11 protein-coding genes are annotated in these 12,257 nt (G+C 69.5%); 3 read left to right on the forward strand and 8 right to left on the reverse strand.

What is annotated here, in order from left to right; genetic code table 11:
- The 8 genes from leuC to Tsedi_RS11320 form a co-directional block, all read right to left on the reverse strand.
- Window positions 1-1,380: 3-isopropylmalate dehydratase large subunit (leuC, locus tag Tsedi_RS11285; protein WP_143896673.1), on the reverse strand; the 1,380-nt coding region annotated here is incomplete at its 3' end.
- Between the two features lie 104 nt (window positions 1,381-1,484).
- Window positions 1,485-2,795, reverse strand: a complete 1,311-nt coding sequence (gltA, locus tag Tsedi_RS11290; RefSeq protein WP_143896674.1) for a citrate synthase — start codon at window positions 2,793-2,795, stop codon at window positions 1,485-1,487.
- The gene (locus Tsedi_RS11295; RefSeq protein ID WP_143896676.1) at window positions 2,792-3,109 is read right to left on the reverse strand and encodes an FAD assembly factor SdhE; all 318 of its coding nucleotides are present in this window, start codon (window positions 3,107-3,109) and stop codon (window positions 2,792-2,794) included. Before Tsedi_RS11295 ends, gltA begins: the two co-directional genes overlap by 4 nt.
- Window positions 3,110-3,131: 22 nt before the next feature.
- Window positions 3,132-3,833 (reverse strand): succinate dehydrogenase iron-sulfur subunit, encoded by a 702-nt coding sequence (locus tag Tsedi_RS11300; protein ID WP_143896678.1) that lies wholly within the window; start codon window positions 3,831-3,833, stop codon window positions 3,132-3,134.
- A 36-nt stretch (window positions 3,834-3,869) separates the two neighbouring features.
- Window positions 3,870-5,678 carry a succinate dehydrogenase flavoprotein subunit gene (gene sdhA, locus Tsedi_RS11305; protein WP_143896680.1) on the reverse strand — a complete coding sequence of 603 codons (1,809 nt, stop codon included), beginning with the start codon at window positions 5,676-5,678 and terminating at the stop codon, window positions 3,870-3,872.
- Window positions 5,679-5,681: 3 nt separating this feature from the next.
- On the reverse strand, window positions 5,682-6,047 hold the full coding sequence (sdhD, locus tag Tsedi_RS11310) for a succinate dehydrogenase, hydrophobic membrane anchor protein (RefSeq protein ID WP_143896682.1): 366 nt from the start codon (window positions 6,045-6,047) through the stop codon (window positions 5,682-5,684).
- A 25-nt stretch (window positions 6,048-6,072) separates the two neighbouring features.
- On the reverse strand, window positions 6,073-6,504 hold the full coding sequence (gene sdhC, locus Tsedi_RS11315; protein ID WP_143896684.1) for a succinate dehydrogenase, cytochrome b556 subunit: 432 nt from the start codon (window positions 6,502-6,504) through the stop codon (window positions 6,073-6,075).
- Window positions 6,505-6,633: 129 nt separating this feature from the next.
- A complete protein-coding gene (locus Tsedi_RS11320) occupies window positions 6,634-7,437 on the reverse strand; it encodes a GntR family transcriptional regulator (RefSeq protein WP_143896686.1) in 804 nt (267 codons plus the stop codon).
- Between the two features lie 160 nt (window positions 7,438-7,597).
- On the opposite strand from Tsedi_RS11320, the gene Tsedi_RS11325 reads away from it, so the two are divergent.
- From Tsedi_RS11325 to acnB, 3 genes are read left to right on the forward strand one after another with little or no spacing between them, the layout of a single operon-like run.
- Window positions 7,598-8,584 (forward strand): malate dehydrogenase, encoded by a 987-nt coding sequence (locus tag Tsedi_RS11325; protein ID WP_143896688.1) that lies wholly within the window; start codon window positions 7,598-7,600, stop codon window positions 8,582-8,584.
- 22 nt (window positions 8,585-8,606) lie between these two features.
- Window positions 8,607-9,611 carry an HpcH/HpaI aldolase/citrate lyase family protein gene (locus tag Tsedi_RS11330; RefSeq protein WP_143896690.1) on the forward strand — a complete coding sequence of 335 codons (1,005 nt, stop codon included), beginning with the start codon at window positions 8,607-8,609 and terminating at the stop codon, window positions 9,609-9,611.
- A 36-nt stretch (window positions 9,612-9,647) separates the two neighbouring features.
- Window positions 9,648-12,242 (forward strand): bifunctional aconitate hydratase 2/2-methylisocitrate dehydratase, encoded by a 2,595-nt coding sequence (acnB, locus tag Tsedi_RS11335; protein ID WP_143896692.1) that lies wholly within the window; start codon window positions 9,648-9,650, stop codon window positions 12,240-12,242.
- Window positions 12,243-12,257 lie beyond the last annotated feature (15 nt).

Raw genomic sequence — 12,257 nt, forward strand, 5'->3', positions numbered from 1 at the left:
GGCGGCGGCGGCCATCGCCGGGCTGACCAGGTGGGTACGCCCGCCGGCACCCTGGCGGCCCTCGAAATTGCGGTTGCTGGTGGAGGCGCAACGCTCGCCCGGTTCGAGGCGGTCGGCGTTCATCGCCAGGCACATCGAGCAGCCCGGCTCGCGCCACTCGAAGCCGGCGGCGAGAAAGATCTCGTGCAGTCCCTCGGCCTCGGCCGCGGCCTTGACCTGGCCGGAGCCGGGCACCACCAGGGCCTGGCGCACGTTGCGCGCCACCCGTTGGCCGAGCCGGCGCACCACCGCCGCGGCCTCGCGCAGGTCCTCCAGCCGGCTGTTGGTGCAGGAGCCGATGAAGACCTTGTCGACCGTGATGTCGGTGATCGGCTTGCCGGGCTCCAGCGCCATGTACTGCAGCGCGCGCTCCATCGCGGCGCGCTTGACCGGATCCTTCTCGCGCTCCGGATCGGGCACGCGGGCGCTGACCGGCACCACCATCTCGGGCGAGGTGCCCCAGGTCACCTGCGGCTCGATCTGACTGGCGTCCAGCTCCACCACGGCGTCCCAGTGCGCGTCGGGGTCGGAGTGCAGCGTGCGCCAGTGCGCCAGCGCCACCTCCCACTCCGCGCCCTGCGGCGCCAGCGGGCGGCCGCGCACGTACGCGAACGTCTTGTCGTCCGGCGCCACCAGGCCGGCGCGCGCCCCGGCCTCGATGGCCATGTTGCACACCGTCATGCGGCCTTCCATGCTGAGCGCGCGGATGGCACTGCCGGCGAACTCGATCGTGTAGCCGGTGCCGCCGGCGGTGCCGATCCTGCCGATGATGGCCAGCACGATGTCCTTGGCCGAGCAGCCGCGCGGCAGCTCGCCTTCGACGCGGATCAGCATGTTGCGCGCCTTCTTGGCCAGCAGCGTCTGCGTGGCCAGCACGTGCTCGACCTCGCTGGTGCCGATGCCATGCGCCAGCGCGCCGAACGCCCCGTGGGTGCTGGTGTGGCTGTCGCCGCAGACCACCGTCATGCCCGGCAGCGTGGCGCCGTTCTCCGGCCCGATGACGTGCACGATGCCCTGGCGCCTGCTCAGGAACGGAAAGTACGCCGCGGCGCCGAATTCGCGGATGTTGGCGTCCAGCGTGACGATCTGCTCCTTGCTGATCGGGTCGGCGATGCCGTCGTAGCCGAGCTCCCAGCCGGTGGTGGGGGTGTTGTGGTCAGCCGTGGCCACGATCGAGGACACGCGCCACGGCTTGCGCCCGGCGAGGCGCAGCCCCTCGAACGCCTGCGGACTGGTGACCTCGTGCACCAGGTGGCGGTCGATGTAGAGGATGGCGGTGCCGTCCTCCTCGGTGTGGACGACGTGCTCGTCCCAGATCTTGTCGTACAGCGTGCGGCCCATGGGCGACGGGAAAAGCGGCGGACGGAAAAAACGGCCAGACATTGTAGTCGGCCGTGCGCAAACAGGGGGCGGGCGGTGCGGCGCGGGCCGCACCGCCGCGCCGCTCAGCGCTGCTCGATCGGCTTGACGTCGCGCCGCGCCGCGCCGGTGAAGAGCTGGCGCGGACGACCGATCTTGTACTCGGGGTCGGCCAGCATCTCGTTGAGCTGCGCGATCCAGCCCACCGTGCGCGCCAGCGCGAAGATGCCGGTGAACAGGCTGGTGGGGATGCCGATGGCGCGCTGCACGATGCCGGAGTAGAAGTCGACGTTCGGGTAGAGCTTGCGCTGCACGAAGTAGTCGTCCTCCAGCGCGATCTGCTCCAGCTTGCGCGCCAGCGCGAACAGCGGATCGTTCTCCAGCCCGAGCTCGCCCAGCACCTCGTGGCAGGTCTCCTGCATCAGCTTGGCGCGCGGGTCGTAGTTCTTGTAGACGCGGTGGCCGAAGCCCATCAGGCGCACGCCGGAGGACTTGTCCTTGACCTTGGCGATGAATTCGCCGATCTTGGCCACGCCGCCCATGGCCTGGATCTCCTCCAGCATGTTCAGGCAGGCCTCGTTGGCGCCGCCGTGCGCCGGGCCCCACAGGCAGGCCACGCCGGCGGCGATCGCCGCAAACGGGTTGGTGCCGGAGCTGCCGCACAGCCGCACGGTGGAGGTGGAGGCGTTCTGCTCGTGGTCCGCGTGCAGGATGAAGATGCGGTCCATCGCGCGCTCCAGCACCGGGTTGACGCGGTAGTCCTCGCACGGCGTGGCGAACATCATGCGCAGGAAGTTGCCGGCGTAGCTGAGGTCGTTGCGCGGGTAGATGTAGGGCTGGCCGATGCCGTACTTGTAGGCCATCGCCACCAGCGTCGGCATCTTGGCGATCAGGCGGATGGCCGCCACCTCGCGGTGCTCGGGGTTGTTGATGTCGGTGCTGTCGTGATAGAAGGCCGACATCGCGCCCACCAGCCCGGTCAGCACCGCCATCGGGTGCGCGTCGCGCCGGAAGCCGCGCAGGAAGAACTGCATCTGCTCGTGCACCATCGTGTGCAGCGTGACGCGGCGCGTGAACTCGGCCTTCTGCTGCGCGTTGGGCAGCTCGCCGTACAGCAGCAGGTAGCAGGTCTCCATGTAGTCGCACTGCGTGGCCAGCTGCTCGATCGGGTAGCCGCGGTAGAGCAGCTCACCCTTGTCGCCATCGATGTAGGTGATGGCCGACTGGCACGACGCCGTGGACAGGAATCCCGGGTCGTAGGTGAACATGCCGGTCTGGGCGTAGAGCTTGCGGATGTCGATCACGTCCGGCCCCATGGTGCCGGAGTAGATCGGCAGCTCCACGCTCGGGGCGCCGTTGGAGAACGACAGGGTGGCCTTGTGGGCTTGCAGTTTCATGGGGAGTCCTTCGTCGGGGATGCGGGGGACGTTGCGGGAATCGGGCCGGGCGTGCGCAGCAGCGCCAGCACCTCCAGCACTTCGGGGGTGGCCAGCGCCCCCTCGGGCTCGCGCCGGCGCAGCAGCAGGTCCAGCAGGTCGTTGTCGGCCAGGTCCATCAGCGCGGCCAGCCCGCGCGCCTGCCGCGCCGTCAGGGTGTGGCCGTGGCGGGCGAAGAAGCGCTCGATGAACAGGTCGTTCTCGAGCAGGCCACGGCGGCAGCGCCAGCGCAGGCGGCCGATCTCGCGCGGATCCAGCGGGGCGTGCTCGTCCATGGCCGGCGGCGGGGGCGCGCGGTCAGACCGCGCGGCGCACCATCAGCTCCTTGATCTTGCCGATGGCCTTGGTCGGGTTGAGGCTCTTCGGACACACGTCCACGCAGTTCATGATCGTGTGGCAGCGGAACAGACGGTACGGGTCCTCGAGGTTGTCCAGCCGCTCGGCGGTGGCCTGGTCGCGGCTGTCGGCGATGAAGCGGTAGGCCTGCAGCAGGCCGGCCGGGCCGACGAACTTGTCCGGGTTCCACCAGAAGCTCGGGCAGCTGGTGGAGCAGCTGGCGCACAGGATGCATTCGTACAGGCCGTTGAGCTCCTCGCGCTCCTCGGGCGACTGCAGGCGCTCCTTCTCCGGCGGCGGCGTGTCGTTGATCAGGTACGGCTTGATCGAGTGGTACTGCTTGAAGAACAGCGTCATGTCCACGATCAGGTCGCGGATGACGGGCAGCCCCGGCAGTGGCTTGAGCACGATGGTGTCGGGCAGCGTGCGCAGGTTGGTCAGGCACGCCAGACCATTCTTGCCGTTGATGTTCATCGCGTCGGAGCCACACACCCCCTCGCGGCAGGAGCGGCGGTACGACAGCGTCGGGTCGATTTCCTTGAGCTTGACCAGGGCGTCCAGCAGCATGCGCTCGGTGGTCAACTCCACCTCCAGCGTCTGCATGTAGGGCTTGGCGTCCTTGTCCGGGTCGTAGCGGTAGATCTTGAACGTGCGTTTGGCCATGGTCGGTTACCTCCGGCGTGACGGGACGCGCCCCGGTCAGAACGTGCGCACCTTGGGCGGGATCGACTCGACGGTCAGCGGCTTGAGGTTGACCGGCTTGTACTCGAGCCGGTTGCCGTCGCTGTACCACAGGGTGTGCTTGAGCCACTCCTTGTCGTTGCGGCCCAGCGGGCACTCGGGGTCGTCGGCCGGGCGCTCGTAGTCCTTGACGGTGTGTGCGCCGCGGCACTCCTTGCGCGCCGCCGCCGAAGTCATCGTGGCCTGCGCCACTTCGATCAGGTTCTCGACCTCCAGCGCCTCGATGCGCGCGGTGTTGAACACCTTGGAGGTGTCCTTCAGGCCGATGTGCGCCACGCGTTCGCGGATGGCGTTGATCTTGCGCACGCCCTCGTCCATGCTGGCCTGCGTGCGGAAGACCCCCGCGTGCTGCTGCATGGTCTGACGGATGTCGTTGGCCACGGCCTGCGCGTACTCGCCGTCACGGCAGCTCTCCAGCCGCGCCAGCCGCGCCAACGTGCGGTCGGCGGCGTCCTTCGGCAGCGGCTTGTGCTCGCGGCCGCGGTCGAGGTTGGCCACGATGTGGTTGCCGGCCGCGCGGCCGAACACCAGCAGGTCCAGCAGCGAGTTGGTGCCGAGGCGGTTGGCGCCGTGCACCGACACGCACGAGCACTCGCCGACCGCGTACAGGCCGTTCACCACCTTCTGGCCGCCCTGGCCGTCCGGCACGACCACCTGGCCGTTGATGTTGGTCGGGATGCCGCCCATCTGGTAGTGGATGGTCGGCACCACCGGGATCGGCTCCTTGGTGATGTCGACGTTGGCGAAGTTGATGCCGATCTCGTACACCGAGGGCAGGCGCTTGTGGATCGTCTCGGGGCCGAGGTGGTCGAGCTTGAGCAGGATGTAATCCTTGTTCGGCCCGCAGCCGCGGCCTTCCTTGATCTCCTGATCCATGCAGCGGCTGACGAAGTCGCGCGGCGCCAGATCCTTCAGCGTCGGCGCGTAGCGCTCCATGAAGCGTTCGCCGTTGCTGTTGAGCAGGATGGCGCCCTCGCCGCGGCAGCCCTCGGTCAGCAGCACGCCCGCGCCGGCCACGCCGGTCGGGTGGAACTGCCAGAACTCCATGTCCTGCAGCGGGATGCCGGCACGCGCGGCCATGCCCAGCCCGTCGCCGGTGTTGATGAAGGCGTTGGTGCTGGCGGCGTAGATGCGCCCGGCGCCGCCGGTGGCCAGCAGCGTGGCCTTGGCTTCCAGGATGTAGACGTCGCCGGTCTCCATCTCCAGCGCGGTCACGCCCAGCACGTCGCCGTCGGCGTCGCGGATCAGGTCCAGCGCCATCCACTCGACGAAGAACGTGGTGCGCGCGGCGACGTTCTGCTGGTACAGCGTGTGCAGCATCGCGTGGCCGGTGCGGTCGGCGGCGGCGCAGGCGCGCTGCACGGGCTTCTCGCCGTAGTTGGCGGTGTGGCCGCCGAACGGGCGCTGGTAGATGGTGCCGTCCGGGTTGCGGTCGAACGGCATGCCCATGTGCTCCAGCTCGTAGACGACCTTGGGCGCCTCGCGGCACATGAATTCGATGGCGTCCTGGTCACCGAGCCAGTCCGAGCCCTTGACGGTGTCGTAGAAGTGGTAGTGCCAGTTGTCCTCGGACATGTTGCCCAGCGACGCGCCGATGCCGCCCTGCGCGGCCACGGTGTGCGAGCGGGTGGGGAAGACCTTGGACAGCACGGCGACGTTGAGGCCGGCGCGCGCCAGCTGCAGCGAGGCGCGCATGCCGGAGCCGCCGGCGCCGACGATGACGACGTCGAAGCGGCGGCGGGGAAGATTCGAGGTGACGACGGTCATGGCTCACAGCCTCCAGAGCACTTGAAACGCCCAGCCCGTGCAACCGACCAGCCAGACGAGGGTGAAGACATGCAGGGCCAGGCGCAGGCCCACGGGCTTGATGTAGTCCATCCAGATGTCGCGCACGCCGACCCACGCGTGCCAGGCCAGCGCGACCACCACGCCGAAGGTGAGGAACTTCATCCACGGCGCGGCGAAGATGCCGGCCCAGCCCTCGTAGCCGAGCGGGCCGGCGTGCAGCAGCACCTGCGCCAGCAGCACCAGCGTGAACAGCGCCATCAGCACCGCGGTGAAGCGCTGCACCAGCCAGTCGCGCAGACCGTAGTGCGCGCCGGTGACGACGCGCTTGGAGCCATAGTTGACCGCCATGATGGGAAACCTCCGTCGGGGTGGATCAGTACAGGCCGAACAGCTTGGTGCCCAGCAGCACCGTCAGCGCCAGGCTGATGGTGAGCGTGGCGATCGCCGAGGAGCGGCCGAACGCCTTGTCGACCTTGTGCGTGGCGTCCATGTAGAGGTGACGCACGCCGGCGCAGAAATGGTGCAGGTAGGCCCAGATCAGGGCCAGCGTCACCAGCTTCAGGAACCAACCGGGTACGAAACCGATGCCCGCGTCGAAAGCCGAGGTGAAGCCGGCGTACGACAGTTCCGACGACAGCGAGGCGTCCATCATCCAGACGACCAGCGGCAGCAGCAGGAACATCAGGCCGCCGCTGACGCGGTGCAGGATCGACACCCACCCGGCGGCCGGCAGGCGGTAGGTGGTCAGGTCCTTGAAGGCGTTGATGTTGCGAAACTCGGGCCGCGCAGGTCGCATGGGTGTCATGGGCTTCTCCTGGGGGGTGGGCCGCCGTCGCCGCCGTCAGCGCGCGACGCGGGGGCCGCCATCGTCGTTGAGGTCACTGACGGGAAACTTTCGGATTCTATTGCAACGCAGCATCGCGCTCTGCCTCCCTCATCCGAGCTCGTTGCGGTAGTGGTGGCGATCGGTGCGGTACAGGCCGCGGCGCAGCTCCATCGGCACGCCGTTGTAGGTGTAGGCCAGCCGCTCCACGCTCAGCAGCGGCGTGCCGGGGGCGACCTGCAGCCGCCGCGCGGCCGCGTCGCCGGCGGCCACCGCCTTCAGGCGCTCCTCGGCGCGCACCATGCGCACGCCGAACTGGCTCTCGAACAGCGCGTACATCGGGCCGGGGTGGGTGGTCAGCGTCTCCAGCGTCAGGCCGCGGAACGGGCCGCCGGGCAGCCAGAGATCCTCCAGGATCGTGGGCACGCCCTGGAAGCTGAGCACGCGGCTGACCTGCACCACCGCGTCGCCGGGGCGCAGCTGCAGCGCCGCGGCCACCTCCGCGCTGGCGCGCATGCGCCGGCAGCCCAGGATCTCGCGCGTGGCCGGCCCCTCCTGGTCGCGGTCGCCGTGGTCCGGGTGCAGGCGCAGGAAGCGGTACTGCACCTGCTGCTCGGCGTGCGTGGCCACGAAGGTGCCCTTGCCCTGGCGGCGCACCAGCAGGTTGTCGGCGGCCAGCTCGTCGATGGCCTTGCGCACCGTGCCCTGGCTGACGCGGAAGCGCGCGGCCAGCTCCTGCTCGCTCGGGATGGCGTCGCCCGGCTTCCACTCGCCCTGCTGCAGGCTCTGCAGCAGCAGCGCCTTGATCTGCTGGTACAGCGGGCTGAAGGCCGGCGCGCCCGCGCCGGCGGCGCCGCTGCCGGCGTCGCCGAGGGCGCCCGCCGGGCGCCGCGCGAGGGTCGAGTCGCTCTTCATCGCTGTCGTGGACGGGGCCGCGCGATCGGCGCGGCGTGCGTTGCGTCACGCGCAATCATATCTTATATAAGACATAAGACAAATTGACGCCGGGGTGGCGCAGCGGGTACACTCCGGGTACACGTCCGCTTTTCCCCTCTGTCCACTGGAGAAAACCCTCATGAACAAGAAGCCCGTCCGCGTCGCCGTCACCGGCGCTGCCGGCCAGATCGGTTACGCGCTGCTGTTCCGCATCGCCTCCGGCGAGATGCTGGGCAAGGACCAGCCGGTGATCCTGCAGCTGCTGGAGATTCCCGACGAGAAGGCGCAGAAGGCGCTCAAGGGCGTGATGATGGAGCTGGAGGACTGCGCCTTCCCGCTGCTGGCGGGCATGGAGGCGCACAGCGACCCGAAGACGGCCTTCCGCGACACCGACTACGCGCTGCTGGTCGGCGCGCGCCCGCGCGGCCCCGGCATGGAGCGCAAGGACCTGCTGTCGGCCAACGCGCAGATCTTCACCGCGCAGGGCCGCGCGCTCAACGAGGTGGCCAGCCGCAATGTCAAGGTGCTGGTGGTGGGCAACCCGGCCAACACCAACGCCTACATCGCGATGAAGTCCGCGCCCGATCTGCCGGCGAAGAACTTCACCGCGATGCTGCGCCTGGACCACAACCGCGCGCTGTCGCAGATCGCCGCCAAGACCGGCAAGCCGGTCTCATCGATCGAGAAGCTGTGCGTGTGGGGCAACCACTCGCCGACCATGTACGCCGACTACCGCTTCGCCACCATCGAGGGCCAGTCGGTCAAGGCGATGATCAACGACGAGGACTGGAACCGCAACGTCTTCCTGCCCACCGTCGGCAAGCGCGGCGCGGCCATCATCGAGGCGCGCGGCCTGTCGTCGGCGGCATCGGCGGCCAACGCCGCCATCGACCACATGCGCGACTGGGCGCTGGGCACCAACGGCCGCTGGGTGACGATGGGCGTGCCGTCGCAGGGCTGGTACGGCATCCCGCAGGACGTCATGTTCGGCTTCCCGGTCACCTGCGCGGGCGGTGAGTACACGGTGGTCGAGGGCCTGCCGATCGACGAGTTCAGCCAGCAGTGCCTGAACAAGACGCTGGCCGAGCTGGAAGAAGAGCGCGCCGCGGTGGCGCACCTGCTGTGAGCGCGCCGCGCCGCCCCGCGTCATGACCGCCACCGCCGCGCGCCATCCCCGTGAGGTGCTGCTGGGGCCGCAGGCCGCTGCCGCGGCCCTGCCGGTGTGCGACCACTACGCGGGCGTGGAGGCGCGCATGCGCAAGAGCCTGGCGCTGCAGGCCGAACTCGCCGCGCGCCACGGCGTGTGCCTGTTCGACGTCACGCTGGACTGCGAGGACGGCGCCCCGGTCGGCGGCGAGGCCGAACATGCGGCACTGATCGTGGAGCTGGTGCGCGGGCTGGACGGGGCCGCCCCGGTGCGCCCGCGCGTGGGCGTGCGCGTGCACCCGGTGGACCACCCGGCGTTCGAGGCCGACGTGGCCACCATCGTCGGTGCGGTCGGCGCGCGCCTGACGCACGTGATGATCCCCAAGGTCGAGTCGGTGGCCGACGTCGAGCGCGCCGCGGCGGCGGTCGATGCGGCCGGCGCGCCGGCGCTGCCGCTGCACGCGCTGATCGAATCGCCGGCGGCGGTGCACCGCGCGTTCGACATCGCCGCGCATCCGCGCGTGGCGTCGCTGAGCTTCGGGCTGATGGACTTCGTCTCCGCGCACGGCGGGGCGATCCCCGCCAGCGCGATGACCGTGCAGGGGCAGTTCGAGCACCCGCTGGTGCGGCGCGCCAAGCTGGAGATCGCCAGCGCCGCACACGCGCACGGCAAGGTGCCGTCGCACTGCGTGGTCACCGAATTCCGCGACCGCGACGCGGTGCGCCAGGCCGCGGCGCGCGCCGCGCGCGAGTTCGGCTACACGCGCATGTGGAGCATCCACCCCGACCAGATCGAGCCGATCCTGCAGGCGCTGCGCCCCGATGCGGCGCAGGTCGAGCAGGCCGCGGCCATCATCGCGGCGGCGCAGGCGGCCGGCTGGGCCCCCATCGCCCATCAGGGTCATTTGCACGACCGGGCCTCCTACCGTTACTTTTGGCAGGTGCTGGAGCGCGCGCACGCCACCGGGGTGGCGCTGCCCGAGCCGGTGCGCGGCCACTTTTCCTGAACCGAACCCTCCTTGCACAAGACTGGAGCACACACCATGCTGCAAGCCTACCGAGAGCACGTGGCCGAGCGCGCCGCGCTGGGCATCCCGCCGCTGCCGCTGAACGCGCAGCAGACCGCCGAGCTGATCGAGCTTATCAAGAACCCGCCCGTGGGCGAGGATCCGCAGTTCCTGCTGGAGCTGCTGACGCACCGCGTGCCGCCGGGGGTGGACGACGCGGCCAAGGTCAAGGCCTCCTTCCTGGCCGCCGTGGCGCACGGCGACCTCCAGGTCGGCCTGATCAGCCGCGCCAAGGCCACCGAGCTGCTCGGCACCATGGTGGGCGGCTACAACGTCAAGCCGCTGATCGACCTGCTCGACGACGCCGAGGTGGCGCCGGTGGCGGCCGAGGGGCTGAAGAAGACGCTGCTGATGTTCGACGCCTTCCACGACGTGGCCGAGAAGGTGCAGGCCGGCAACGCGCACGCGCGCGCGGTGATGCAGAGCTGGGCCGAGGCGGAGTGGTTCCTGTCGCGCCCGGAGGTGCCGGAGAAGATCACCGTCACCGCCTTCAAGGTGCCCGGCGAGACCAACACCGACGATCTGTCGCCCGCGCCGGACGCCTGGAGCCGCCCGGACATCCCGCTGCACGCGCTGGCGATGCTGAAGAACAAGCGCCCGGATGCGCCGTTCGAGCCGGACGAGGACGGCAAGCGCGGCCCGATCAGCGTGCTGCAGAAGCTCAAGGAGAAGGGCCACCTGGTCGCCTACGTCGGTGACGTGGTCGGCACCGGCTCCAGTCGCAAGTCGGCCACCAACAGCGTCATCTGGTGGACCGGCCACGACATCCCGTACGTGCCCAACAAGCGCTACGGCGGCGTCACGCTGGGCGGCAAGATCGCGCCGATCTTTTTCAACACCCAGGAAGACTCGGGCTCGCTGCCGATCGAGGTGGACGTCAGCAGGATCGAGTTCGGCGACGTCATCGACATCTACCCCTACGACGGCAGGATCGAGAAGAACGGCGAGGTCATCGCCACCTTCCAGCTCAAGAGCGAGGTGCTGCTGGACGAGGTGCGCGCCGGCGGCCGCATCAACCTGATCATCGGTCGGGGGCTCACCGCCAAGGCGCGCGAGTTCCTGGGCCTGCCGCCCTCCACGGTGTTCCGCCTGCCCAAGGCGCCGGTGGACAGCGGCAAGGGCTACACGCTGGCGCAGAAGATCGTCGGTCGCGCCTGCGGCCTGCCGGAGGGCAAGGGCATCCGCCCCGGCACCTACTGCGAGCCGAAGATGACCACCGTCGGCAGCCAGGACACCACCGGCCCGATGACGCGCGACGAGCTCAAGGACCTGGCCTGCCTGGGCTTCTCGGCCGACCTGGTGATGCAGTCGTTCTGCCACACCGCGGCCTATCCGAAGCCGGTGGACGTCAAGATGCACCGCGAGCTGCCGGTCTTCATCAGCAGCCGCGGCGGCGTCAGCCTGCGCCCGGGCGATGGCGTCATCCACTCGTGGCTCAACCGCATGCTGCTGCCCGATACGGTCGGCACCGGCGGCGACAGCCACACGCGCTTCCCGATCGGCATCAGCTTCCCGGCCGGCTCCGGGCTGGTGGCGTTCGCCGCCGCCACCGGCGTCATGCCGCTGGACATGCCCGAGAGCGTGCTGGTGCGCTTCAAGGGCCGGATGCAGCCCGGCATCACGCTGCGTGACCTGGTGCACGCCATTCCCTACTACGCCATCAAGCAGGGCCTGCTGACGGTGGAGAAGAAGGGCAAGAAGAACATCTTCTCCGGCCGCATCCTCGAGATCGAGGGCCTGCCCGACCTGAAGGTGGAGCAGGCGTTCGAACTGTCGGACGCCTCGGCCGAGCGCTCGGCCGCCGGCTGCACGATCAAGCTCAACAAGGAACCGATCATCGAGTACCTGCAGAGCAACATCGTGCTGCTGAAGTGGATGATCGCCAACGGCTACCAGGATGCGCGCACGCTGGCGCGGCGCATCAAGGCGATGGAGAAATGGCTGGAGAACCCGCAGCTGCTGGAGGCCGACCCGGACGCCGAGTACGCCGCGGTGATCGAGATCGACCTCGACGAGATCAAGGAGCCGATCCTGTGCTGCCCCAACGACCCGGACGACGCGCGCCCGCTGTCGGAGGTGGCCGGCACCAAGATCGACGAGGCCTTCATCGGCTCGTGCATGACCAACATCGGCCACTTCCGCGCCGCGGCCAAGCTGCTGCACGGCCAGCGTGACATCCCGGTGCGGCTGTGGGTGGCGCCGCCGACCAAGATGGACCAGAACGAGCTCATCAAGGAAGGCTACTACGCCACCTTCGGCACCGCCGGGGCGCGCACCGAGATGCCCGGCTGCAGCCTGTGCATGGGCAACCAGGCGCAGGTGCGCGAGGGCGCCACGGTCGTCTCCACCAGCACGCGCAACTTCCCCAACCGCCTGGGCCGCAACACCAACGTGTTCCTGGCCTCGGCGGAGCTGGCGGCGATCGCGTCGCGCCTGGGGCGCCTGCCGACGGTGGAGGAGTACATGGCCGAGATGGGCGTCATCAACCAGAAGGCCAGTGAGGTCTACCGCTACATGAACTTCGACCAGATCGACGAGTACGTCGAGACGGCCAAGGACGTGACGGTCTGAGCGGCGGTGCGCCCG

It is taken from the genome of Tepidimonas sediminis, from assembly GCF_007556605.1.
Lineage (GTDB): Bacteria > Pseudomonadota > Gammaproteobacteria > Burkholderiales > Burkholderiaceae_C > Tepidimonas > Tepidimonas sediminis.